The sequence below is a fragment of the Amycolatopsis rifamycinica genome (assembly GCF_000695625.1).
Classification (GTDB): Bacteria; Actinomycetota; Actinomycetes; order Mycobacteriales; family Pseudonocardiaceae; genus Amycolatopsis; species Amycolatopsis rifamycinica.
This window is the reverse complement of sequence record NZ_JMQI01000073.1, coordinates 220,926-246,645: the sequence shown is the minus strand read 5'-3', so window position 1 is coordinate 246,645 and position 25,720 is coordinate 220,926. Positions and strand designations below refer to the sequence as shown.

Sequence of the window (25,720 nt, the reverse complement as noted above, 5' to 3'; positions counted from 1 at the left end):
CCCGCCTCACCACGCACGACCAGCCGCGGGAAATACGTCAGTCGGAGTCGGGTGGCTCCTCCACGCCGTCCCGGTCGGCCCACTCCAGCAGCGGCTCGAGGGAGAAGACGGCCTGGTCGATCCCGGCGTGAAGGTCGCCCAGCTCGGCGAACCGGGCCGGAACCGTGGCGATGGTGAAGTCACCCGGCTCGGCGTCGTCGATCTCCGCCCAGCGGATCGGCGTCGAGACCGTCCCTTCGGGATTGCCGCGAACCGAATAGGCGCTGGCGATCGTGTGGTCACGCGCGTTCTGGTTGTAGTCGACGAAGAGCAGCCGCGGGTCGCGGTCCTTGCGCCACCACGTCGTGGTGACGTCGTCCGGCGCCCGCCGTTCGACCTCGTGGGCGAAGGCCAGCGCCGCCCGGCGGACGTCGGAGAAGCCCCAGCGGGGTTCGATCCGGACGTAGATGTGCAGGCCGCGGCCACCGGAGGTCTTCGGCCAGCCGACCGCCCCGAGCTCGTCGAGGATCTCGTGGGCGACGTGTGCGACCCGGCGGACGCGGTCGTAGCCGCAGCCGGGCATCGGGTCGAGGTCGATGCGCCACTCGTCGGGCTTCTCGGTGTCGGCACGGCGGGAGTTCCACGGGTGGAACTCCACTGTGGACATCTGGACGGCCCACGCGACGTGCGCGAGTTCGGTGACGCACAGCTCGTGGGCGTGCCGGCCGTAGCGCGGGAAGTCGACCCGGACGGTCTCCAGCCACGGCGGCGCGCCGTTCGGCACGCGCTTCTGGTGCACCTTCTCCCCCGCCACGCCCGACGGGAAGCGGTGCAGCATGCAGGGCCGCTCGCGCAGGGCGTTGACGATGCCGTCGCCCACCGAGAGGTAGTAGTTGACCAGGTCGAGCTTGGTTTCGCCGCGGGCCGGGAAGTAGACCCGGTCCGGGTTGGAGATCCGGACGGTCCGGTGCCCGACTTCGAGCTCTACAGCCTTGTCCGCCATGGCGCAGACGCTACTCGCTACGGTGGCTCGGTGAGCCTTCCGACGGACGGTCACGTCCACACCGAATGGTCCTGGGACACGGTCACCGGATCGATGATCGGCTCGTGCGAACGGGCGATCGAGGTGGGCCTGCCGTCGGTGGCGTTCACCGAACACGCGGACCTGACGCCGTGGCTGATCCCGGAGCCGGTCCGGCCGGTGCTGCCGGAGCACTTCCGGGTGCGGTTGCGCCCGGACGGCGTCCTGGAGCCGCCGGACCTCGACGTCTCCGGGTACCTGGCGTGCGTCGAGGAGTGCCGCTCGCGGTTCCCCGGGCTGCGGATCCTTTCGGGCGTGGAGCTGAGCGAGCCGCACTGGCACCGCCCGCGCGCCGACGCGCTGCTGGCGGCCCACGACTTCGATCGAGTGCTGGGTTCGGTCCATTCCCTGCCCGACGGCGAGCACCACCATGAGGTGACCGTGGTGGACCAGCCGCCGGGCGAGCTGCTGCGGGCGTACCTCGGAGAGGTGCTGGAGCTGGTCGAGTCGACGGCGGACTTCGCGGTGCTCGCGCACATCGACTACCCGCTGCGGTCGTGGCCGGGCGAAGGGCCGCCGTTCGCGGCGGCAGAGTTCGAGGAGGAGTTCCGCACGGTGCTGCGCGCGCTGGCCCGCAGTGGTCGCGCGCTGGAGGTCAACACCAAGGTGCCGCTGCCGGGTGCGGTGGTGCGCTGGTGGTACCAGGCCGGCGGCGAGGCGGTGGCCTTCGGCAGCGACGCCCACGAGCCGGGCTTGGTCGGCCACGGCTTCGCGGAGGCCGCGGCCCTGGCCGAGTCCTGCGGCTTCCGCCCCGGCCGCACCCCCCACGACTTCTGGCGCCGCTGACCAGCCCCCGAGGCGCCACTTTCCCAGGGAAAGAGACACCTTCCGTCCCGGCCCCCACGACTTCCGGCGCCCCTGACCAGCCCCGAGGCGCCACTTTCCCAGGGAAAGAGACACCTTCCGCCCCGGCCCCCACGACCTCCGGCGCGGCTGACCAGCCCCGAGGCGCCACTTTCCCAGGGAAAGTGGCGCATTACGGGGCGGATCTTTCCCCGGGAAAGTGGCGGGGTCAGGTGAGAGCGTGGCGGCCGGAGGTTCGTGACTCCGCGCTCTGGTCCATCAGGCGGCCGGCGACCCGGCCGATGGCCGCGTCGAGTTCGGCGCGGTCGGCCGTTCCCCAGTCGCCGAGGCGGTCGGCCAGCCAGTCGTGCCAGGCCCGGACCACCTTCCCGAACTCCTCCCGGCCCGAGGCCGTCAGCTCCCAGCCCTCCCGCGTGTACCGCAGGTGCCCGGTCAGCTCCAGGCGGTTGAACGCCGGCTCCAGCACCGGTGCGGGCACGCCGAAGTACTCGCCGATCGCCCGCGGCGTCGCCGGCGTGCCGCGGCGTCGCCGCAGGTGGACCTGCAGCAGGCACCAGATCCCGCCTTCGTCGAGGTCGCCTCCGGCCCGCTCGGCGATCGCCGGCGCCACCTGACGGCGCTCGCGGAAGAACAGCGTCGCCACCGCGCGCTCGAGCTCGCGGTCGTCGGTGCGCGCCTCCGGCATCGCGAAGCCGTCACCCAGGTCCGGGGCCGCCGCGCGGGCCGTGTCCCGCAGCGGGACCTCCTTGAGGAAGAACGCCAGCGCGAACGCCACCAGGCCGACCGGGGCCGCGGCGAGGAACACGACGTGCAGGGAGTCGCTGTAGGCCTTGATCACCGGGGCCGACACCGACTCCGGCAGGGCGTGCAACGCCGTCGGCACCTGCAGCGCCCGCGGGTCGACGCCCGGCGGCACCGGAACCGCGGCCAGGTTCGGCGTCAGCTGGTTCGCGTACACCGTCCCGAAGATCGCCGCGCCGAACGAGCTGCCGATCGAACGCAGGAACGTCACGCCGGAGGTCGCGACGCCCAGGTCGGCGTAGTCGACGGTGTTCTGCACGGCGATGGTGAGCACCTGCATGCCGAGCCCGATGCCCAGGCCCAGCACGGCCATGTACGCCGACGCCTCCCAGAACCCGGTGCCGGTGTCCAGCCGGGAAAGCAGGTAGAGCCCGATCGTCATGCCCGCCGCCCCGGCCAGCGGGAAGATCTTGTACCGCCCGGTCCGGCTCACCGCGTTGCCCGCGGCGATCGACGCGACGAGCAGCGCCAGCACCATCGGCAGCAGCCGCACCCCGGACGTCGTCGCGGACGTGCCCTGGACGTACTGCATGTACGTCGGCAAGTAGGACAGCGCACCGAGCATCGCGAAGCCGACGACGAAGCTCATGATCCCGCCGACGGTGAACACGGGGTTGCGGAACAGCCGCATCGGCAGCATCGGCTCCTTCGCCCGCAGTTCGACGAAGACGAACGCCCCCAGCAGCAGGATCGAGCCGATCGCCATCCCGATGATCACCGGCGAGCCCCACGCGTACTGCGTGCCGCCCCAGCTCGTCACCAGGGTCAGGCCGGTCGCGGCGAGGCCGATGAGCAGGATGCCGAGGTAGTCGATGACCGGCTTGACCGCCGCGCGCGCGTTCGGCATCGCCGAGGACGCCACCACCAGCACCACGACGACCAGCGGGATGTTGACGTAGAAGGCCCACCGCCACGACAGGTGGTCGACGAAGAAGCCGCCGAGCATCGGCCCGGCCACGGTCACCACGCCGAACACCGAGCCCAGCACGCCCTGGTACCTGCCGCGCTCGCGCAGCGGGACGACGTCGGCGATGAGGGCGGTCGAGGTGACCATCAGCCCGCCGCCGCCCAGCCCCTGCACCGCGCGCCAGACGATCAGCCAGACCATGCTGTCGGCGAACCCGGCGCAGAACGAGCCGACGCCGAACACGATCACCGACAGCTGGAACATCAGCTTGCGGCCGAACAGGTCGCCGAGCTTGCCGACGACCACGGTCATGATCGTCTCGGCCAGCAGGTAGGACGTCACCACCCAGGACAGGTGCCCGGCACCGCCGAGGTCGCCGACGATGGTCGGCAGCGCGGTCCCGACGATGGTCTGGTCCAGCGCCGCCAGCAGCATGCCGAGCAGCACGGCGCCGAACACGGCGTTGACCCGGCCGCGGCTCAGTGCGGGCGGCGCCGCGGCGCCGGGGGTGACCTCCGCGGTGGCCGTCATCTCTCCAAGCTAGTAGCGGGCGTCCACTGTGGATAGCCACCCGTTCCGGTGGTCCGCTCAGAGCGTCCAGCGTTCCCGCGGCGGTGACTCGAGGACGAGCTCGCCGCCGACGGCCGCGGCGATCTCCTCCACCGTCCAGTTGTCCCGGCGCAGGACGGGCCGGATGATGCCCGGCTGCCGGACGGCGTGCAGGTGCCCGTCCGCGAGCCGCAGCACCTGCCCGGTGACGCCGGCCGAGAGGTCGCTGAGCAGGTAAGTCACCAGGGGCGCCACCCGTTCGGGCGGCGGCGCGTCGGGGTTGCCGTTCGGATCGGCGGCCATCAGCCGGGTCCAGGCGATCGGGCTGACGGCGTTGACGCGCACCCCGTGTTCGGCCAGGTCCACGGCCCACGAGTAGGTCATCGAGGCCACCGCGCCCTTCGACGCCGAGTAGGCGGCGGCGCGGCGCTGCCCGATCATGGACCCCGACGTGACGTTGACGATGACGCCACGCCCCTGCGCGCACATGACCTTCGCGGCCGCGGTGCCGCAGTGGAGCGGACCGAGCACGTTGGTCTCGACCAGTGCCCGGGCCCGCTCGGCGTCGTCGTCCTCCCACGGCGGCGCGTGGTAGCCGACGGCGGCGTTGTTGACGAGCCCGTCCACGGCCCCGAACCGCCTGCCGCACAGGGAGATCAGCGACCGGGCGTACTCGGCGTCGGCCACCGACCCGACGCTCGCCACGGCGGTGCCGCCGTCGGCGGCGATCGCGGCCACGGTTTCGCGGGCCGGTTCCGCGTCGACGTCGTTGACGACGACCGCGGCGCCGTTCCCGGCCGCGTGCCGCGCGAACGCCCGCCCCAGCCCGCGTCCGGCTCCGGTGATCACCACGGCCCGCCCGTCCAGGAAGCCCATGGCTCCCAGTGTGACCCGGGAACGGCCCGGCTGCGCGTCCAGGCCACCGAAAGCCTTGTGCGCCGCGGAAAGCGGGTGCACCGGCGTTCTGCGCGTCCATCTGCACCGTCGATTCGCCCGTGCCGCGCCGGATTCACCGGCCTCAGGGCGCGACGTGCGCCAGGCCTTCCAACGCCAGCCTTCCAACACCAGCCGCCCCACCGGATCCACCGGCCTCAGCGTGCGAGGTGCGCCAGGCTTTCCAGCGCCAGCTGCTCCAGGTGCCCGGCCGCCGCCGCGCTGCCGCCCGCCGCTTGGAACGAGGCCGCCACCGTCTCCGCCGCGCGGCGGTACGCCGGTTCCGTCAGGACCTCCGTCACCGCGGCCGCGATGCGGGCCGCGTCCGCGCGGCCGAACCGCAGGCGGATTCCCGCGCCCGCCGCGACCACCTGGGCGGCCACGATCGGCTGGTCGTCGCGGATCGGGGCCACCACCAGCGGGAGGCCGTGCCACAGGGTTTCGCAGACGGTGTTGTGGCCGGCGTGGCACAGCACCGCGTCGATCCGCGCCAGCAGCGGCAGCTGCGGGACCCGCGGCCGCACCAGGACGTTCGGCGGGACGTCGCCGAGCACGCCGCCCGGGTCGGCGATCACCGCGCGCGCGGGCAGGCCCGCGAACGCTTCCGCCGTCGCCGTCAGGAACCCGGCTCCCGCCGAGGTGTTCGCCGTGCCGAGGGAAACCAGCACCGTCGGCCGCGGCGGGTCGAGCCACTCCCACGGGAAGTCCGTCGTGGACGGCCGCGCGCCGAGGGCGGGCCCGACGAGCCGGACCGACGGCGGCAGGGTGGCCGCGCCGAGCAGTGCGCGGGTGGTGAACGCGAGGACGCCGTGGGGCGAGAACCGCGGGTCCGCCGCGCCCCGGCCGCCGGCGATCCGCGCGCGCAGCCCGTCGAGCAGCGCGCCGACCCACTCCCCGACCTTCGGCATCCCGGCCAGGGGGTCGACGAGCTCGGCCGACGTCGTCGCCGACGTCACCCACGGCAGGCCGGCGGCTTCGGCGAGCACCCCGCCGGCCAGTGCCTGCTGGTCGGCGACCACCACGTGCGGCTCGAACGCCGCCAGCGCCGCGGCCACGCCGGGGGCCATCGCGTCGGCCAGGGGAACGAGGAAGTCCTGCCAGAGGAAGCGCAGCGCCGCCGGGCCCTTCAGCCCGGCCGGCCGGACGGGCGGCTCCCGCGGCACGGCGCACGAGAACACGAGCGCCTCCGGACCGGCCAGCTGCCCCAGCAGGTCGTCGTGGCCGGCCCAGGCGACCTCGTGGCCGCGCGCGGTGAGCTCGGCCGCCACGCCGACGGCCGGGTTGACGTGCCCGACCAGCGGCGGGACGACGAAGAGGTACCGGGCCACTACCGCACCCGCGCCCGCGTGCGCGAAGTGTCGCGGACCCACCCGAAGATCAGCTCGGTGATCTCCGCGGTCCGCTCGACCAGCACCGAATGGCCCTGGTCGGGCAGCACGACACAGCGGCCGTCCAGGTGTGTCTCGAAGTGCGGCACCTGCGCCGAGAGCCCGGAGTCGCCGCCGAAGATCGCGAACACCGGGCAGCGCACCGCCGAGAGGTCCGCGGCGATCGTCGCGCTGCGAGGGATGTCCTCGGCGATCGTGGTGGTCTGCAGGATCCTGTTGGCGGCCTTGGACAGCCGCGCGGTGTGGGCGCCGTGGTTGTCGGCGATCCAGCCGATGACCTCGTCGAGCGCCAGCCGGGTCTTGGCGTCGGCCAGCCCGTCGGCCATGTGCCGGGTCCACTCCTCGGTCGGCGGCTCGCCCTCGAGCACGACGACGCTGGCCACCCGGTCGGGCCGGGCGGTGGCCAGCCCGAACGCCACGGAAGCGCCGAAGGAGTTGCCGACGACGTGCACCGGCCGGGTGACGCCGGAGGCGTCGAGGACCGCGACGAGGTCGTCGACGAACCGTTCCAGGTGGTACCCGGACGCCGGCCGCGTCGTCCGCCCGTGCCCGCGCAGGTCGTACATCAGCACGTCGAGCCCGCGCGCGGCGAACTCCGGGCCGAGGGTGAAGTAGTAGCTGGCCAGGCTGTCGGTGAGCAGGCCGTGGACGCAGACGACGATCGGCGCGTCGCCGTCCAGCGGCACGTCCGGGGTGAGCCGCTGGACGTGCACGTCCAGCTCGCCCGCGCGGATCCGGCTCACTCCGTCGCCCGCAGGGAGGCGACGATGTACCGCACGAGCTCGCCGACGGTCAGCGCGATGATCTCGTCCAGGTCGCGCTCGGCGATGAAGGTCGCGAAGTTGACGCGGTCGCCGTAGCGCTCGCGCAGCTGCCCGGACAGCGCCACCAGGTCGACGCTCTCCAGTTCGAGGTCGTCGTGGAACGTCGTGTCCATGGTGATCTCGGCGTCGTCGAGGCCGTACTCCTCGAGCAGCTCCCGCAGCATCCCGCCCAGCTGGGCGAGCACGGTCACCTCGTTCGCGGCCGTGGTCTCGATGCTCATCCGGCGGTCTCCTTCGTCTCTTCGGTCCAGGCGACGACGTAGCGGCGTGGCGGGGCACCAGGCGGGTTCTCGACGTCGGCGCAGCACACGCGGTGTTCGTCGCCGTCGACGCGGACGATCAGTTCTTCCGGCGTCGCCGCGACGACCGCGAAGTCGCGGGGTTCGCCGCGCAGGCCGGTGCCGCGCAGTTTCGCGACGGCCTCCTTCGCCGTCCAGAACCGGGCGAACCACCGCTCGGGGTCGCCGGACAGGCTCGCGAACAGCGCCAGTTCGCCCGGGCCGAGCGCGGCCTCCACAGTGGACCGCGAGCGCGCGACGACTTCCTCGACGTCGATGCCGCACGGCCCGTACCGGGCGATCGCCACCCCGGCTTCGCCGCGGTGCGCCACGGAAATCGTCACCGGCGGCAGGGCCCGGCCGTAGGCGCCGGTCGCGACCGGCCGGCCGGCCTCGTCGTTGCCGATGCGCAGCTCGGCGGGGAACATCTCGGGCTCGCCGCGGGCCCAGAGGAACTGGCGGACCGCGTCCTTGGCCGCGATCCGGCCGAGCAGCCACTGGCGCCGCCCGCGCGGTGGACGGCGTTCGTAGGCGTCGCGCTCGGGGCCGGCGAGGTAGTTGCGCATGATCAGTTCGCGGGTGGCCAGGTCCGGCCACTGCTCGCACACCAGCGCCCAGCCGCCCGGCTGCTCGTGCGACAGCGTCGAACGCTCGGGCGTGCGGTCGGCCTGCCGGATGTGCGCGGTGCTGTCGAACCGCCGGTCGCGCCAGCCGGTGAACTCGGCCCACACTCGTCCGTCGTGGACGAGCTGCATGTCCGCGTCGAGGAACTCCTCCGTCAGCCCGGTGATCCGGACCAGGCACTCCAGCCGCGCGCCCGGGGCCGGGTGCGGGCCGTGGAACCGGATTTCGCGCATGGCGACCGGGAAGACGGTGGTCCGCTCGGGCAGCCGGGACATGATCCAGTAGCCGAGCACCTGACCGACGTTGTCGAGCAGCGCGCCGGGCGCGGCGGGCGTGGTCAGCACGGCCCGCACGTGCCGTTCGCCGACGGCGGTGAGCTCGGAGACGCCCTGGAACCGCGGGCCGTGGAACATCCAGCGTTCGTCGTACAGCTGGGCCGCCGTGGTTTCGGGAACCTGTTCGGCCGACGCCGGGAACCGCCACGGCGCCGGCGCCGCGGCCGGGTACTGCGGGGCGAGCTCCACGACGGCCTGCGAATAGCCGGTGAGGGCCGCGTGCACCCGATCGGGCCCCTGAGGCCGGACCCGCACCGGCACGGTGACCGCCGGGACCGCGGTGATCCACTGGCTGAGCCGCACGTCGTGCACGGCGACCGCGTGGCGGCCGGGCGCGGCCTGCTCGGCGAACCGCATCAGGTGGTCGATCACCGTGGTGGCCGGCACGACCGGCCACCGGTCCCCCGGCTCGGCCTGGGGCGGCTGCTTGAAGAAGCAGTGGTCGAGCAGGTACGGCATCGCCTCGAGCGACACGGTGAGCGTGGTCTCCAGCTCCCGCGGCGGCGGCACTTTCACGTGAAAGTGACCACTTGGGGCACTTTCAGGGGAAAGTGCCGTGTCGGGGCGGCCGCCGAGGACGGTGGACGCCAAGTCGGCCGTGTCGGCCAGCAGAGCGGCGAACTCGGCGGCGAGCGGGCCTTTGGCGGCCAGGTCGTCCACCGTGGACTGGCGGCCGGCGGGCAGCGCGATCCGCGCGCGGACCTGGTCGTCCAGGGAAATCAGGCGGCCGCCGAGGTCGAGTTTGACCGCCTTGGGCGTCGCCGGGCGCTCGCCGGGCAGGCGGCCGAAGCCGACGTCGAGCCCGTCGGCCCACAGCGCGGTCGCGACCCGGCGCAGCTGCGCCAGCCCGGGCCGCTGCGCCGAGTGCGCCGCCACGACGAGGTGTTCCTCGCCGTGCAGGGTGTCGCCGACCAGGGAGCCGAGCTGCCCGGCACCTACCTGCACGAACGCGCGGAACCCGGCGTCGTGCAACGCTCGCACGAGCGGGCGGAACCGGACCGGCTGCAGCAGGTGGCGCACGAACAGGTCGCGGACCTCGGCTTCGGCCGCCGGGTACTCCGACACCGTCGTCGCCGACCAGAGCGGCAGGGACGGCGGGTGCAGGGTGAAGCGCTCGGCGGCTTCGCGGATCGGGTCCAGGTACGGCCGCAGCATCGGGGTGTGGAAGCCGGACCGGAACGGCAGCACCTGCGCCACGATCCCGGCGTCGCGGAACCGCCGCACGAGCTCGCCGACCGCCGCTTCCGGACCGCAGACCATGGCCTGGTTCGGCGAGTTGTCGTGGGAGAGCACGACGTCGGCCCGCCCGGCCAGCTCCTCGGTCACCCGGGGCGCGGGCGCGCCGATCGCGGCGAAGGCCAGGCCCGGGACGACGAGCGCGTCCGGGTCGAAGCCGCCGAGGAAGGCGTCGACCTCGTCTTCGGCGTAGACGCCCGCCACGGCCATCGCCGTCCACTCGCCGAGGCTGTGTCCCGCGACGGCGTCCGGTGTGACGCCGAGCCGGCCGAGGGCGCTGTGCAGCAACCGGCCCAGCTCGAACACCGCGGCACCCTGGCGCCCGACGTCGCCGACCTCGACGTCCGCGTGCTGCCAGTGCAGGCCGAAGTGGCGGGCGACGTCGCCGCAGTTCAGCGTGAGTTCCGATTCCAGGCCCGGGAAGAGGAACGCGATCTTGCCGCCGCCCGGCCCGAGCAGGGGACGGTCGGCGAACCACACGTCGTTGCGGCCGCGCCAGGCCCGGCCCCGCGCGAGCACCTTCCGGGCCAGGGCCAGCCGCTTCTCCGTCGGGTCGACGACGCCGAGCCGGACCGGCCCGTCGCCGCTCTCCGGCGTCCCGGGCCGGTCGAACGCCTCGCGCAGCGCTTCCACGGTCGGCGCGGCGAGCCGCAGCACGCGTTCGGGCTCGCGCACCGCGACCGGCTTCGCGCGGCCCGGCGCCTGCTCCAGCACGACGTGGGCGTTGATGCCGCCGAAGCCGAACGCGTTGACCCCGGCGCGGCGGACCGGCGCGTCCCACGGCGCGGCGGCGTCCAACGTCGAGAAGCGTGTCGCGGCCAGCCCGGGGTGCGGGTCGTCGCAGTGCAGGGTGGGCAGGAGGACGCCGTGGTGCACGGCCAGGGCCGCCTTGACGAGCCCGGCGACGCCGGCCGCGGGCATCGTGTGGCCGATCATCGACTTGACCGAGCCCAGCACGGCGGAGCCCGTGCTCCCGAACACCGCCGCCAGGGTGGCCAGTTCCGCCGCGTCGCCGGCCGGGGTCGCGGTGCCGTGCGCCTCCAGCAGGCCGATCGAGTCGGGTGCGGCCGGGTCGAGGCCCGCCGCGGCCCACGCCTGGCGGACGGCCCGGACCTGACCGCCGGAGTCGGGGCTGGCCAGGCTCGCCGTCCGCCCGTCGGAGGCGACGCCGGTGCCGGTGATCACGGCGTAGACGCGGTCGCCGTCGCGCTCGGCGTCGGCGAGGCGCTTGAGGACGACGACACCGGTGCCTTCGCCGATCAGCACGCCGTCGGCGTCGCGGTGGAACGGCCGGATCCGCTCGGACGGCGACAGCGCGCCGAGCTGGGTGAACACGCTCCAGAAGGTGATGTCGTGGCAGTGGTGCACCCCGCCGGCGAGGACGACGTCGCACCGGCCGGTGGCCAGCTCGCGCACCGCGTGGTCGACGGCGATCAGCGAGGACGCGCAGGCGGCGTCCACGGTGTACGCGGGCCCGCGCAGGTCGAGGCGGTTGGCCAGCCGCGACGCGGCCAGGTTCGGCACCAGCCCGATCGCGGACTCGGGCGCCTCCGGGCCGAGCTGGTCGGTGAAGGCCTGGCGGACGGCCTCGAGCCGGTCGGCGTCCAGGTCGGGCAGCAGCTCGCCGAGGGTGCGGACGAGCTGGCTGGCGGTGCGGACGCGCTGGTCGAGGCGGACCAGCCCGGGGGTCAGGTAGCCGCCGCGGCCGAGCACGACACCGACCTTCGCGCGGTCGGCGGGCAGCCGGTCCGGGCCGCCCGCGTCCGCGAGGGCCTGCGCCGCGACGCGGAGAGCGATCAGCTGGTCGGGCTCGGTGGCCGGCACGGAGTTCGGCATGATCCCGAAGCCGGTGACGTCCACTTCGGCCAGTTCGTCGACGAACCCGCCGCGACGGCAGTAGACGCGGTCGGCCCGGCGCTGTTCGTCCGGGGCGTAGTGGACGCCGTCCCACCTGCCGGGGGGCACTTCGGTGATCGCGTCGACGCCGCCGGCGAGGTTGCGCCAGTAGCTCGCCAGGTCGGGGGCGCCGGGCAGGAGGACCGACATCCCGACGATGGCGACCCGGCCGGTCACGGGGTCCGGCATCCGCGTCACCAGCCCGAGGCGGTGTGGACGACGGCGCTGGTCTCCGGGCGCCCCCAGGCGAGCTCGCGCAGCAGGCCGAGGGTGCCCTCCTCCGGGTCGATCAGCGCGACGCCGCGGCGGGCGTAGTCGCGCATCAGCTCGGGGGTGACCATGCCGTCGTGCTCGCCGGTCGGGGCCCACGGTCCCCAGTGGACGGTCACCGCGCGTCCGGCCGGCCACCGGTGGCCGAGCGTCTCGAGGGCGTCGTTGGCGGCGGCGTAGTCGGATTGGCCGCGGTTGCCCAGTGTCGCGGCGATGCTGCCGAACAGGACGACGAACGCCGGCTCGTCGGGGAGGTCGGCGGTCGCCTCCAGCAGGGTGCGGGCGCCGTCGACCTTGGTGCCGTACACGCGCTCGAACGACTCCGGCGTCTTCTCGGCGACGAGCTTGTCCTCGATCACGCCCGCCGCGTAGACGATGCCGTCGAGCCGGCCGTGCTCGGCGTGGATCTCCTTCACCGCGCGGTGCACGGCTTCGGCGTCGAGCATGTCGACCGACTGGTAGCGCGCCGGGCTGCCGAGGGCTTCGAGCTGGGCCAGGGTCTGCCGGACCTCGCGTTCGCCCTGGATCCGGCGGACGGTCCGTTCGATCTCGGCGGGGCTCTTCAGCCCGGCCGCGATGAGCGCGGCCCGGAGGTCCCGCGCCGTCCCGGCCCGCGGGTGTTCGTCCGCCGCCGGGACCGGCGTCCGCCCGAGGAGTTCGACCCGGCACCGGGCGGCGGCGGCCAGGGTGGTGGCGAACCGGGCGGTGATGCCCTTGGCGCCCCCGACGAGCAGGACGACCGAGTCGCGGTCCAGCCCGATCGCGGCGGCTTCGGCCGCGCCGTCGCCCGCCGGGCCCGCGCCGCTGGCGCCGAGCGGGCCGAGGTCCTGTTCGGTCATCCGGAAGCCCAGGCGGTGTTCGCCTTTTCGGACCACGACGGGTTCCCGATCCACTGTGGACAGCTCTTCGACGAAGGCGGCGGCCTGTCGTCCGGGGGTTTCGTCCGGGGCCAGTTCGACGACGCGGGTGAGCGTGTCCGGGTATTCGCGGGCGAGGCTGCGGTGGAAGCCGCGCAAGCCTTCGCCCGGTCCGGCGGTCAGCAGCCAGGCGGGTTTCGTCGCGAGGGCGGCCTGGTACCGGGGGAAGGCGGCGGGCAGCACGGGCCGGTCGTCCGGGAGGACGAGGACGCCGTCGAACCCGCCGCGGACCTCGTCGGCGACCTCGGCGGACGCGCCCAGCCCGGCGAGGCGCGTCCGGACGGCCTCGGCGAGCGCACCGCGGCCGAGCACCAGGAAAGTCCGCCCGGCGACGTCGGAGGTCCCGGCGGAGGCGAGCTCGACCTCGGCCATGACCAGACGTTTCGGCGCGACGACGAGCGGCGCGGGCTCGGCCGACCCGGCGGGCTCCAGGGCGGCCTTCGGTGCGCTCAACGCACCCGAGGTGACCTTCGGGCGCTCGCCGCCGATGAGCTCGGCGATCGCCGCGGCGGTGCGGGCCTTGGCCAGCTCCTCGACGTCACCACCCGGGTCGAGGTTCAGGCGGGTGGCCAGTTCCCCGGCGATCTCGGCGCGCTTGATCGAATCCACACTCAAGTCGGCTTCCAGATCGAGGTCCGGCTCGATCATCTCCACCGGATACCCCGTCCGCTCCCCGATCACCGCCACCACGGTCTCCAGCACCGACACCGCCGCCGGCGCGGGGATCGGCGCCGGCTCGGGGCGTTGGTCACCGATCAGCTCCGCGATCGCCGCCGCGGTGCGGGCCTTCGCGAACTCCTCGACGTCACCGCCGGCCAGCCCCAGCCGGGACGCCAGCTCGCCCGCGATCTCGGCGCGCTTGATCGAATCCACACTCAAGTCGGCTTCCAGATCGAGGTCCGGCTCGATCATCTCCACCGGATACCCCGTCCGCTCCCCGATCACCGCCACCACGGTCTCCAGCACCGACACCGGCACCGGCACCGCCGCCGGCGCCACGACCGGCGCCGCCGTGGGCGGCTCGATCACCGGCACCGTGATCGGCGGCGGGACCGGCGACGGCGTCTCGCTGCCGAGGAAGCCCAGGAGCACGTCCCGCTGAGCCGCGATCATCTCGCGGCTCGTGCGCAGGAAGTCGGCGACCATCGCCTCCGACGTGGCCGCCGGCGGAGCCGCCGCCACCCCGAGCGAGATCCGCTCCGCCGGGCGGAGGGCGCCGGCCGGGATCGTGCCGTCCGCCGCGCGGAGCAGGTGGCCGTCGACCGTCCACCCGGGACGCTTCGGGCGGGGCGCGGTGCCGGCGTCGACCGCGTCGCGGCCGCGGAACAGCCAGCCCGTCTCGACGGGCACCCCGGACACCGCCAGCCGCGCCAGCGCGCCGAGGAAGCCCGGCAGGCCGCGGCGGCCCGGCTGTTCGAAGCCGACCGTCCGGTGCGGCCGGTCGCCGAGGATGGCCGCGACCTGCTTCGCCAGCACCGCCCCGGGCCCGGCCTCGACGAACACCCGGGCCCCGGCCGCGTACATCGCCTCGATCTGCTCGACGAACCGGACCGGCGCGCCCAGCTGGGCGGCCAGCTCGCCGCGGATCGCGTCCGGCGAGGCCGGGTAGGGCGCGGCCGTCCGGTTGCCGTACACCGGGACCTCGGGCGGCACGACGCCGATCGCGTCCAGGGCCCGGCCGAACGCCTCTCCCGCCGGCGCCACCAGCGAGCTGTGGAACGCGCACGCGACCTGGATCCGCTTCGCCCCGAGCCCGGCGGCCCGCAGGTGCCCGACGGCGGCCTCGACGTCGGCCGTCGGCCCGGAGATCACCGTCTGCTTCGGCGAGTTGTGGTTGGCCAGGACGACGGCGCCGAGGCCGGCGTCGGCCAGGACCTTCCCGGTCTCCGCGGCGCCCGCCGAGACCGCGGCCATCGCGCCCGGGTCGTCCGGCGGCACCGCGGCGACGATCGCCCCGGCTCGCGCGTGGCTGGCGTGCAGCAGGGCTTCGGGGGTGAGCGCGCCGGCCGCGGCCAGCGCCGTCAGTTCGCCGTAGCTGTGGCCGCCGAGCATCGAGGGCCGCACGCCGGCGCGGGTCAGCAGCCGGAACGCCGCGAGCCCGGTGACCCCGAGCGCGGGCTGGGCGACGCGGGTGTCCGTGACGCGCTCGGCCTGCGCCTGCCGCGCCCGCTCCCCGAACACCGCCGGCCCGAAGACGACGTCGACCGTCGCCGGGTCCAGGCGCAGGTACCGCTGCAGTTCGGGGAAGGTGACGAACAGCTCGGCGAACATGCCCGGCCGCTGGCTGCCCTGGCCCGGGAACAGCACCGCGACGTCGCCGGGTTCGTCCTCGCCGGCGCGGAACACGCCCGGGGCGTCGAGCCCGTCCAGCGCCTTGCGCAGCGAGCCGGCCAGCTCGTCCACAGTGGACGCGACGACGGCGAGCCGGATCCGGCCGCCCGCCGCTTCGGCTCGCCGGGACGCGCCGAGGGCGAGGTCCCGCAGCCGCCACGGCTGCCGTCCCGCCGGGACGTCGGTGGCCAGCTCCAGCAGGGTCCGCGCCGCGGATTCCGTGGTGAAGGTGAACAGCTCGGCGGGCCACTCGTCCGCGGCCTGCGCGGGCGGCACGCCGTCGTGCGCGGCGAGCACCACGTGGAAGTTGGTGCCGCCGAAGCCGAACGCGCTGACCCCGGCGAGCCGCTCGGACGGCGGCGCGGTCCACGGCTGCGCCGTCGTCTGGAACACGAACGGGCTCGTCGACGGGTCCCACGCCGGGTTCGGCGCCGACAGGTGCAGCGTCGGCGGTTTGACGCCGGTGTGCACCGCGAGCGCGGCTTTGATCAGCCCGGCCAGGCCCGCGGCGCACTTGGTGTGCCCGATCTGGGACTTCACCGAGCCGATCGTGCACCCGCCGGGCGCGGCGCCGGCCTCGGTGAACACCTTCGTCAGCGTGCCGAGCTCGGTCCGGTCGCCGACGACGGTGCCGGTGCCGTGCGCCTCGACCAGGCCGACGCGCGCGGGCGAGACGCCGGCGTTGCGGTAGGCGCGGGTCAACGCGGTGTGCTGCCCCTCGGGCCGGGGCGCGGTCAGGCCGAGCGCGCGGCCGTCCGAGGCCGCGCCGACGCCCTTGATCACGGCGTACACGCGGTCGCCGTCGCGTTCGGCGTCGGCGAGGCGCTTCAAGGCGATGCAGGCGACGCCTTCGCCGAGCGCGATGCCGTCCGCCGCGCTGTCGAACGTCGCCGACCGCCCGGTCGGCGAAAGCGCGTGGGCGGAGGCGAACAGGAGGTAGTCGTTGATGCCGTTGTGCAGGTCCGCGCCGCCGCAGAGGACGAGGTCGCTGGTGCCGGCGGTCAGTTCCTTGCAGGCGACGTCGACCGCGGTGAGCGAGGACGCGCACGCGGCGTCGACGGTGTAGTTGGCCCCGCCCAGGTCGAGCCGGTTGGCGATCCGGCCGGCGATGACGTTGGCGAGCACGCCGGGGAAGGAGTCTTCGGTGATCCGCGGCAGCCGTTCGTCCAGTTCGGACGGCAGTTCGCCCACGTAGGACGGCAGCACCGAGCGCAGCGTCATCGCGTTCGACAGGTCACTGCCCGCCTCGGCGCCGAACACCACCGACGTCCGGGCCCGGTCGAACGCGCGGTCGGCGTAGCCGGCGTCGGCCAGCGCCCGGTGCGCGGCCTCCAGGGCCAGCAGCTGCACGGGTTCGATGCTGGCCAGCGACGACGGCGGGATGCCGTACCGCAGCGGGTCGAAGCCGATCTCGGGCAGGAAGCCGCCCCAGCGCGACGGCGTCCGCTCCCCCTGTCCCTCGGGGTCGTAGTACAGCGCGGTGTCCCAGCGCTGCGGGGGCACTTCGGTGACCGCGTCGGCGCCGGCGAGGACGTTCGCCCAGAACGCGGCCAGGTCCGGGGCCTGGGGGAACATGCAGGCCATGCCGACGATCGCGATGTCCAGGGGCGCGGGCGCCACCGGTTCCGCCTCGGCGGCGCCGAACGCCGCGGCCCGCGCGCGCAGGAACGCGTTCGCGCCTTCGCCCACCGAGTGGTGCAGTTCCGCGATCGTGGTGACGGCCGAGCGCAGCACGGCCACTTCGCCCGCCATGAACATGCCTTCGGCGAGCTGACGGTCTTCGCCGACGTCACGCAGCTCGTCGCCGACGCGCTCGATGCCCTTGCTGGCCAGGCGGAGCCGCCCGACGTTGAGGGTTTCCAGCTGCTCCCAGGCGTCCCGGCTCGGCACGCCGCGCTCGGCGAGGCCGGCCTTGATCGCCGCGTACTCCTCGGTGAACGGGCTGCGCACGCAGCGCGTGGCGTGCCCCGGCGCGGTTTCGAGCAGATCGGTGTGCTCGGCGTCCAGGAGCCGGCGCTGGAACAGCGGGCGCACCGCGCCGGCGTCGACGGCCTCGCGGGTGAAGAGGTAGGCGGTGCCCATCAGCACCCCGATCGCCGCGCCCCGGGCGGCCACCGGGGCGGCGAGGGCGGCCACCATCGCGGCCGAGCGCTCGTCGTGGATGCCGCCGGCGAACAGCAGCCGCAGGTCCGCGGCCGCGTCCGGGACGGCGGCGAGGAAGTCGGCGAGCACGCCGAGCTGGGCCTCCCACAGCGGGAAGCTGGTGCGCGGGCCGACGTGGCCGCCGCACTCCGAGCCTTCGAAGACGAACTTGCGGGCACCCGCCTCGAGGAACTGCTTCAGCAGGCCCGGCGAGGGCACGTGCAGGAAGGTGGCGATGCCGGCGTCTTCCAGGGCCACGGCCTGTGCGGGCCGGCCGCCGGCGATGATCGCGTGCGTGGGCCGCAGCTCGCGGATGACCGCCAGCTGCGCGGCCTTCACGTCGTCGGCGGCGAAGCCGAGGACACCGACGCCCCATGGCGCGTCGCCGACGGCCGCGCGGGTCCGTTCCAGCACGTCACGGGTCTGCTCCGGGCCGGAGAGGGCCAAGGCGATGAACGGCAGCGCCCCGCCCGCGGCGACCTCCGCCGCGAAGGCGGGCTGGTCGCTGACGCGGGTCATCGGGCCCTGGGCGACCGGCAGCGCCGTGCCGAGGGCGCGGCTGCCCGCGCTGCCGGGACCGAGGACCGCGTCCGGCAGGCGCAGGGCCGCGCCGACGGCGTCGGCCAGGCCGCGCACCGCCGCGGTCACCGTGCCCCAGCGGTCGCGGAACCGGGTGGCGAGGAAGACGTCCTGGCCGGCTTCGAGAGGCTCGGTGCCGCGCCGGGCCAGGACGCGGACGCCGCCGGCGACGGTCGTCTCCGAGCCGTCGAGACCGGTGACGGCGGTGGTCAGCGCGGCCGGGAGTTCGGCTTCCGGCAGCAGGGCGAGCTGGGTGTCGACGACGACGCCGGCCGCGCCACCCGCGACCGCGGCCGCGGCGGTGTGCGGCCCGATGCCGCCCGCCGCCCACACCGGGACACCGAGGCCATCGTCGGCCAGCAGGGCCTGGAGCAGCACGAACGTGCTCAGCTCCCCGACCCGGCCCCCGCATTCGTGCCCGCGGGCGATCAGGCCGTGGGCGCCGGCGGCGGCCGCCCGGCCGGCCGCGGCGCGGGAGCTGACCTCGGCCAGCACCCGCCGGCCCGGGAAGTCCCGCGGCGCGCACTCGGCGTCCTCGGTCAGCAGCACGGTGGTCGCGGCTTCGGGCAGGTCCGCCGGCCGTGCCAGCCGGACCCCGAACGCCGGGATACCCCACTCGCCCAGCAGCGCGAGCTCTTCCGCGGCCGTGGTGCCCCCGGCCGTCAGGTCGAGCACGCCCAGCCCGCCTCCGCGGGCGGCGGCCGCGACCCCGCGCGCCGACGGCCATCGCAGCGGCGACACGGCGACGACCAACCCGGCCGGCACGGAGTCGTCTTTCGAGAGACGCATGGGAACTCCCGCTACGCACGAAAGGGTGAAGGGTAACGGGAGGTACTTAAGCGGGTTCCCGCCCGTGCCGTCAACAAGTGACCACGATTTCATCGCCGAGGTTCAGAAAATTCGGGATGGACCAGGCCGAGGGCGCAAGAATTTAACGTCACCGTCACGTTCCCGGTGCCGAAGCGGGCCCAGCCGGCCGCGGTGGACCGGTTCCGCGGCGTGGTCCACCCGCCACGCGCCGCCGGACGGCGCAGGCCATCCCGTCCGGTGGACGCCGCGCGGTTGACCACTCCGGACCACGTCGACCGTCGCTCCGAGGTTTCGCCGCGAGCTCCGCCGCTTATCCCGGCGGTAAAGCAGACGGGTGCCGGCGCTTCCTTCACCGATCCGCGCCCACCGGCCGACGCCGATTCTTCGCGCCGATTTCCCGGCGTTTTACGGAGTCGCGGAAACAATCGCCCGAAGAATACGTGGCGCCACTCCCGCGCCACCACGGACGTCCACTGTGGATTGGTCACGCTCCGGAATTCTCGGTGCTCACGAGACCACGAACGAGGGACGCCGGAGGCCACGGGCACCGCCGCGAGCACGCCGGCCCGTATTCGAGCGACCGTCGGCGGCGCACCTGAGCGACACGCGTGATCGAAATTTTCCGCCTGTCCGTTACCGGCTTTTCCTGAGAAGAAGCTGAAGACATTTCGCGTACTCGGGAGTAGTACTGGACAGTACGTCTAGACTTGGACCGTTCGTCCAGGACCGGGAGGTGACGGTGGAGTACTGGTACACCGACGAGCGATCGGGAGCGCGGTACCCCGGCGACGCGGTGCGCTGGCGTGGCGACGACGGCGCCCCGCTGACCGTGGCGCCGCTGGGCGGCCTGCGCCCGGACGACGTCGACACCGGCGTCCGCTCGCTCTGGCGGTACCGGGCCGCGCTGCCCGGCGACCTCCGCCCGGTGTCGCTCGGGGAAGGCTGCACTCCCCTGGTCCCGCGGGTCTGGGACGGCACCGAGGTCCGGTTCAAGCTCGAATGGTTCAGCCCGACCGGCAGCTTCAAGGACCGCGGCTCCAGCGTCATGGTCTCCGCGCTGGCCGGCGCCGGGGTGCGGGAGCTGCTCGAGGACAGCTCCGGGAACGGCGGCTCGTCGGTGGCGGCCTACAGCGCCGCGGCCGGGATCGCGGCGACCGTCCTGGCGCCGGAAGGGACGTCACCGGCGAAGGTGCTGCAGACCCGCGCGTACGGCGCGGCCGTCGAGCTGGTGCCGGGTACCCGCGACGACACCGCCGCCGAGGCCGTCCGCCGCTCGGACCGCACCACCTACGCCAGCCACAACTGGCACCCGTTCTTCCTGCAGGGCACCAAGACCCTCGCCTACGAGCTGTGGGAGGACCTCGGCTTCCGCGCCCCCGACGCCGTCGTCACGGTGGCCGGCGCGGGCAGCATCGTGCTGGGCTGCGACCTCGGGTTCGGCGAGCTGCTGGCCGCCGGGTCCATCGCGCGGCGCCCGCGCCTGCTCGTCGCGCAGCCGCGGAACTGCTCCCCCGTCGACGCGGCCTTCCACGACCGGCAGCCGCCCGGGTTCGCGCCGACGGTCGCCGAAGGGACGGCGATCCGCCGTCCGGTGCGACTGCCGGAGGTCGTCGCGGCGATCCGGCGCTCGGGCGGGGACACCGCGGCGATCGCCGAGGACGACATCGCCGCGGCCGCCCGCCGCCTGGCGTCCCTCGGCCTCTACGCGGAGCCCACCAGCGCGACGGCCGCCGCGGCGATCGGCGTCTTCCGCGCGCGGGGGGCCATCCGGCCCGGCGAGACCACGGTCGTCGTGCTCACCGGCTCGGGGCTGAAGGCGGCGGACCGGCTGCGGGAGCTGATCGGATGACCGAGGACGAGCTGCTGCTGCGCGAGGCGGAGAAGATCGCCCACGCCGTCGGCCGGATGTTCCCGGGCCTGTGCGAGGTGGTGCTGCACGACCTGCGCGACCCGGCCCACGCGGTGCGCGCGATCGAGGGCGGCCTGTCCGGGCGCGCGGTCGGCGACCCGGCCACCGAGCTGGGGCTGGCCCGGATCGCCGACGCGGAGTTCCCGGACGTGCTGCAGAACTACCCGAACCGGTTCCCGGACGGGCGGCCGGCGAAGAGCACGTCGATCGGCCTGCGCAACTCGGCCGGGGAGTACGTCGCGGCGCTGTGCCTCAACCTCGACGTCTCCCTGCTCGGCTCGGCGGCCCACGCCCTCACCCGGCTGGCCGCCACCGGCGAACCGGCCCCGCTCACCGAGTCCCTGCGCGCCCGGACGGCCGGCGAGCTGCGCGCCGCGGTCGAGGACTACGCGGCCGAGCGCGGCCACACCCCGCGCGGCCTGCCGGCGGCGGCGAAGAAGGACCTCGTGCGGTCGTTGAAGGAGCGGGGGTTCCTGGAGCTGAAGAACGCGGTGCCGTCGCTGACCGAGCTGCTCGGGATCTCGCGGGCGAGCGTCTACAACTACCTGCGCTGACTCAGAAGATCGACCAGCCGGTCAGCGTCGTGAACCGGTCGAGCGCGGCCACCCCGGCCACGGAGTTGCCGCGGGCGTCCAGTCCCGGGCTCCAGACGCAGACCGCGCACCGGCCCGGGACGATCGCCAGGATGCCGCCGCCCACGCCGCTCTTGCCCGGCAGGCCGACCCGGTAGGCGAATTCGCCCGCCGCGTCGTACGTGCCGCACGTCAGCATCACCGCGTTGATCCGCTTCGCCGCGCTGAGCCCGAGCAGGCGGGAGCCGTCGTTGCGCAGACCGTGGCGGGCCAGGAACAACGCCGAGCGGGCGACGTCGGCGCAGCTCATCGCGATCGAGCACTGGCGGACGTACTGGTCCAGCACCGACGGCACCGGGTGGCGCATGTTGCCGTAGGAAGCCATGAAGTACGCGAGCGCGCGGTTGCGGTCGGCGTGCCCGGCCTCCGAAGCCGCCACCTCGGGATCCACCGTGATCTCCTGGCGGCCGCTCTCCTGCCGGAGGAAGGCGAGCAGCGCGTCCGCCGCGTCGCCGTGGCGGGCGAGTTCGTCGGTGACCACCAGCGCGCCGGCGTTGATGAACGGGTTGCGCGGAATGCCGTCCTCGTGTTCGAGCTGCACCAGCGAATTGAACGGATCACCCGACGGTTCGCGGCCGACGCGGGCCCACACGCCGTCGCCGCGCGAAAGGGTCAGGGCCAGGGTGAACACTTTGGACATGCTCTGCACGGAGAACGGGCGCTCCCAGTCGCCGACGCCGTGCACGGCACCGTCCACTTCGGCCACCGCCATGCCGAACCGCCCGGGCTCGACCCTGGCCAGCGCGGGAATGTAGTCCGCGACGACGCCGCGGCCGATGTCGGTCGCAACGTCGTCGGCTATCCGGTCCAGCAGCGCCGCGAGATCCACGAACCCGAGCGTAGAAGGCGCTCCGGCGCGGGCGGCGGGCACCCCGGTTCGGCGGATCGAACGGCCGTGATCCCGCCATCGGCGGCGCGATCGGCGTCGGGCTCTTCCTCGGCGCCGGCGGCAAGCTCTGGGCGATGACCGGGATCGCCGAGATCACCGCGGTCACCATCTACGTCCACAAGTGGCTGCCCGACGTGCCGCAGTGGATCACCGCGTTGATCGCGCTGGGCGTCCTGTTGGCGGTGAACCTGCTGTCGGTGAAGGTGTTCGGCGGGCTGACGAGCGCGGACATCGGCGGCACGCCCGCCGGCGCGCACAACCTGACCGACCACAGTGGACTGTCTCCGGCCGGCGTCGGCGTCGCGCTGCTGACGCGGCGAGCTGGAGCGCCCGTCGTACCGGATGCCGTGGGCGCCCTACAGCGGCTGGGCGACGTTGGGCTTCCTGGCCTTGGTGGTGGCGCTGATGGGCTTCTCGGACGGCGCCGAGAGGATCGCGTTCTCTTCGATCCCGGTCCTGGCCGTGGTCCTCGCGGTCGGCTGGCGTTTCGTGAAGCGCCGCGAACGCACCCCGCTCGGGTAACGCGGACGCCGCGGCTCCCCTCGCCCCGCGTCACCGATCGTCCGCTCTCCACCTCCGCGAATCCGCCTCAATCCCCGGCCGACCCGGACAACGGCGCCCATGATCACCCACACCCGGCTCCACCTGCGTGAATCCACCGAATCCCTTGACACCCTGTCCGGCCGCGCAGCACACTCCGGGGCGTCGGGAACGTTCCCGGTCCCAGGCGGAGAGCCGGAAGGAACCCATGTCGTACCTCGAAGACCCCGGCCCCGGCTGGGGGGCCCTTCCGCCGCGCGCGGCCTTCACCTCCGACGCGTCGGCGCTGTCGCTGAACGGCACCTGGCGGTTCCGGCTGTCCCCGAGCCTGGCGGCCGCGCCGATCGGGGTCGAGGCCGAGGGGTTCGACGACTCGGCGTGGGACGAACTGCCGGTGCCTTCGCTGTGGCAGCTGCACGGCCACGGGCGTCCGGCCTACACGAACGTCCCCTACCCCTTCCCGGTCGACCCGCCGCACGTGCCGTCGGACAACCCGACCGGCGACCACCGGCTGCGGTTCGACCTGCCCGCCGAGTGGCCCGCCGGGTCCGCCGTGCTGCGCTTCGACGGCATCGACTCGTGCGGCCGGATCTGGCTCAACGGCACCGAACTCGGCGTCACGCGGGGCAGCAGGCTCCCCTCGGAGTTCGAGGTCGGCCCGCTGCTGCGGCCGTCGGGGAACGTCCTCGTGGTGCGCGTGCACCAGTGGTCGGCCGGCAGCTACCTCGAAGACCAGGACATGTGGTGGCTCTCGGGCATCTTCCGCGCCGTCACCCTGCTCGCCCGCCCCGCCGGCGGCATCGGCGACTACCGGGTCCACGCGGACTACGACCACACCACCGGTCTGGGCACGCTGCGGGTCGAAACCGGCCCGGACGTCGTGCTGGACATCCCCGAACTGGGCGTCGCCGGGCACCCGGCCGGAGAACCGCTCGAGCGCCCGGTGGAGCCGTGGAGCGCCGAAACCCCGCGGCTGTACGAGGGCACGCTGGCCACCGCGGCCGAGCGGGTGCCGGTGCGGATCGGGTTTCGGACCGTGACGATCGAGGACGGGCAGCTCAAGGTCAACGGCCGCCCGCTGATGCTGCGCGGAGTGAACCGCCACGAGCACCACCCGCGCACCGGGCGTGTGGTGCCGCCGGAGACCGCGCTCGCCGACGTCCTGCTGATGAAGCGGCACAACGTCAACGCGGTCCGGACCAGCCACTACCCGCCCGATCCGGCGTTCCTCGAGCTGTGCGACACCCACGGCCTGTGGGTGATCGACGAGTGCGACCTGGAGACCCACGGTTTCGAGCTCCTGGGCTGGGCGGGCAACCCCAGCGGCGACCCGAGGTGGGCCGAGGCGTACCTCGACCGGATCCGGCGCACGGTGGAGCGGGACAAGAACCGCCCCAGCGTGATCCTCTGGTCGCTGGGCAACGAAAGCCACACCGGTGAGAACCTCGCGCGGATGGCGGCGTGGGTGCGCGAGCGCGACCCGTCCCGGCCGGTGCACTACGAAGGCGACCACGACTGCGCCTACGTCGACGTGCACAGCCGGATGTACGCCACGCACGAGGAGGTCGGGAAGATCGGCCGCCGGGAGGACGCCAACGCGCGCCGGCGGGACCTGCCGTTCCTGCTGTGCGAATACGGGCACGCGATGGGCAACGGCCCGGGTGGGCTGCTGGAGTACCGGGAGCTGTTCGAGCGCTACCCGAACTGCCAGGGCGGCTTCGTCTGGGAGTGGATCGACCACGGCCTCGCCGACGGCGGGCGCTTCGCCTACGGCGGCGACTTCGGCGAGCCGATCCACGACGGCAACTTCGTCATCGACGGCCTGCTCTTCCCCGACCGGACGCCGTCCCCGGGGCTGCTGGAGTTCGCGAAGGTGATCGAGCCGGTCCGGATCGAGGCGGACGCGGCCGGGATCCGGGTGAGCAACCACTACGACTTCGTGAGCACCGGGCACCTGTCGTTCACCTGGTTGCTCGAGGACGAAGGAATCGCCGTCGCCCACGGCGTTCTGGAGGTTCCGTCCGTCCCCTCGGGACAGAGTGTCTCGGTGCCGCTGCCCGCACTGCCGACGACGGGCGGCGAGTCGTGGCTGACCGTATCGGCGTCGCTGACCGCGGCGACGGCGTGGGCGCCGGCCGGGCACGTCGTCGGGTGGGGGCAGCTGGCGGTGTCGGCGGCCCCCGCCGCGGCGCCGCTGCCGCCCCGCGGGCCGGTGTTCCGCACCGGCGGGCGGCTGGTGCTGGGCGTCGGCGGGTTCGACCCGGTGACGGGCGCCTTGGCGGCCCTCGGCGGGCACGTGGTGACGGGCCCGCGGCTCGACGTCCGGCGGGCGACGACCGACAACGACCGCGGTGCGTTCGCGGGGCGGCCCGACGCCGACCAGTGGCGCGAGGCCGGCCTGCACCGGCTGCAGCACCGGGTGATCATCGTCGACGCCGACGGCGAAGAGCTCGTGGTGCGCACCCGGGTGGCGCCGCCGGCACAGGCGTTCGGGCTGTTCGCGGACTACACGTGGACGGCGTTCGGCGACCGCCTGCGGTTGCGGGTCGAAGTGACCCCGGACGGCGAGTTCCCCGGCACGCTCCCCCGGCTCGGGCTGGCGATGGCGGTCCCGGGCACGCTCGGCTCGGCGGAGTGGTTCGGCGGCGGCCCGGGCGAGGCCTACCCGGACAGCCGCCAGGCGGCGCGGATCGGCCGGTTTTCCCGCAGCGTCGACGGGCTGCAGACGCCGTACGTGTTCCCGCAGGAGAACGGCAACCGCACGGCGGTGCGGTGGCTGCGGCTGACGGACCCGGACGGCGCGGGCCTGCGGGTGGACGGCGACCCGGTCTTCGATTTCACGGCCCGCCGCTGGACCGCGGCCGAGCTGGAGGAGGCCCGGCACACCGACGACCTGGTGCCGGGCGAGCTGGTGCACGTGACCCTGGACGTGGCCCAGCACGGGCTCGGGACGGCGTCGTGCGGGCCGGGGGTGCTGCCGCGGTACCGGCTGGTGCCGCAGAAGACGGAGTTCACGCTGTGGTTCCGGGCGGTGCCGGGGAATACGTCGCGGTGATCCGGGCCCGC

General features: G+C 74.2%; 13 protein-coding genes and 1 pseudogene. 5 read left to right on the top strand and 9 right to left on the bottom strand.

Going from position 1 to position 25,720, the window contains the following annotated elements; genetic code table 11:
* Positions 1-37: 37 nt before the first annotated feature.
* Positions 38-982, bottom strand: coding sequence for a non-homologous end-joining DNA ligase (gene ligD, locus DV20_RS35945; protein WP_043787762.1), 945 nt, complete (start codon positions 980-982; stop codon positions 38-40).
* Between the two features lie 30 nt (positions 983-1,012).
* Between ligD and DV20_RS35940 the strand changes: the two genes are divergently transcribed.
* Positions 1,013-1,846 (top strand): PHP domain-containing protein, encoded by an 834-nt coding sequence (locus DV20_RS35940; protein ID WP_043787761.1) that lies wholly within the window; start codon positions 1,013-1,015, stop codon positions 1,844-1,846.
* Between the two features lie 226 nt (positions 1,847-2,072).
* Here DV20_RS35940 and DV20_RS35935 read toward each other — a convergent pair whose 3' ends face one another.
* From DV20_RS35935 to DV20_RS35905, 7 genes are all read right to left on the bottom strand, one after another.
* Positions 2,073-4,103, bottom strand: coding sequence for an MDR family MFS transporter (locus DV20_RS35935; RefSeq protein ID WP_043787760.1), 2,031 nt, complete (start codon positions 4,101-4,103; stop codon positions 2,073-2,075).
* 57 nt (positions 4,104-4,160) lie between these two features.
* Positions 4,161-4,997 carry an SDR family NAD(P)-dependent oxidoreductase gene (locus DV20_RS35930; protein WP_043787806.1) on the bottom strand — a complete coding sequence of 279 codons (837 nt, stop codon included), beginning with the start codon at positions 4,995-4,997 and terminating at the stop codon, positions 4,161-4,163.
* A 215-nt stretch (positions 4,998-5,212) separates the two neighbouring features.
* Positions 5,213-6,382: a glycosyltransferase gene (locus DV20_RS35925; protein ID WP_043787805.1), complete on the bottom strand. Its 1,170-nt coding sequence runs from the start codon at positions 6,380-6,382 to the stop codon at positions 5,213-5,215.
* Positions 6,382-7,185 carry an alpha/beta fold hydrolase gene (locus DV20_RS35920; RefSeq protein ID WP_043787759.1) on the bottom strand — a complete coding sequence of 268 codons (804 nt, stop codon included), beginning with the start codon at positions 7,183-7,185 and terminating at the stop codon, positions 6,382-6,384. The genes DV20_RS35925 and DV20_RS35920 overlap by 1 nt, the downstream gene beginning before the upstream one ends.
* Complete coding sequence (locus DV20_RS35915; RefSeq protein ID WP_043787758.1) at positions 7,182-7,487, bottom strand: acyl carrier protein; 306 nt, start codon at positions 7,485-7,487, stop codon at positions 7,182-7,184. The genes DV20_RS35920 and DV20_RS35915 overlap by 4 nt, the downstream gene beginning before the upstream one ends.
* Complete coding sequence (locus tag DV20_RS35910) at positions 7,484-11,785, bottom strand: type I polyketide synthase (RefSeq protein ID WP_043787804.1); 4,302 nt, start codon at positions 11,783-11,785, stop codon at positions 7,484-7,486. The genes DV20_RS35915 and DV20_RS35910 overlap by 4 nt, the downstream gene beginning before the upstream one ends.
* 44 nt (positions 11,786-11,829) lie before the next feature.
* Entirely contained in the window at positions 11,830-18,663 is a 6,834-nt protein-coding gene (locus DV20_RS35905) for a type I polyketide synthase (protein WP_043787756.1), read from the bottom strand.
* 754 nt (positions 18,664-19,417) lie between these two features.
* Between DV20_RS35905 and DV20_RS35900 the strand changes: the two genes are divergently transcribed.
* Together DV20_RS35900 and DV20_RS35895 are read left to right on the top strand one after the other, a co-directional pair.
* Positions 19,418-20,533 (top strand): threonine synthase, encoded by a 1,116-nt coding sequence (locus DV20_RS35900; RefSeq protein ID WP_235191084.1) that lies wholly within the window; start codon positions 19,418-19,420, stop codon positions 20,531-20,533.
* On the top strand, positions 20,530-21,147 hold the full coding sequence (locus DV20_RS35895; protein ID WP_043787752.1) for a helix-turn-helix transcriptional regulator: 618 nt from the start codon (positions 20,530-20,532) through the stop codon (positions 21,145-21,147). The genes DV20_RS35900 and DV20_RS35895 overlap by 4 nt, the downstream gene beginning before the upstream one ends.
* 1 nt (position 21,148) lies before the next feature.
* On the opposite strand, the gene DV20_RS35890 is transcribed toward DV20_RS35895, so the two are convergent.
* Complete coding sequence (locus DV20_RS35890) at positions 21,149-22,054, bottom strand: glutaminase (protein ID WP_043787751.1); 906 nt, start codon at positions 22,052-22,054, stop codon at positions 21,149-21,151.
* A 74-nt stretch (positions 22,055-22,128) separates the two neighbouring features.
* Between DV20_RS35890 and DV20_RS44435 the strand changes: the two are divergent.
* Positions 22,129-22,636: pseudogene (locus DV20_RS44435) on the top strand (hypothetical protein); the annotation flags it as partial.
* 226 nt (positions 22,637-22,862) lie between these two features.
* Entirely contained in the window at positions 22,863-25,709 is a 2,847-nt protein-coding gene (locus tag DV20_RS35880) for a glycoside hydrolase family 2 TIM barrel-domain containing protein (protein ID WP_043787747.1), read from the top strand.
* Positions 25,710-25,720 lie beyond the last annotated feature (11 nt).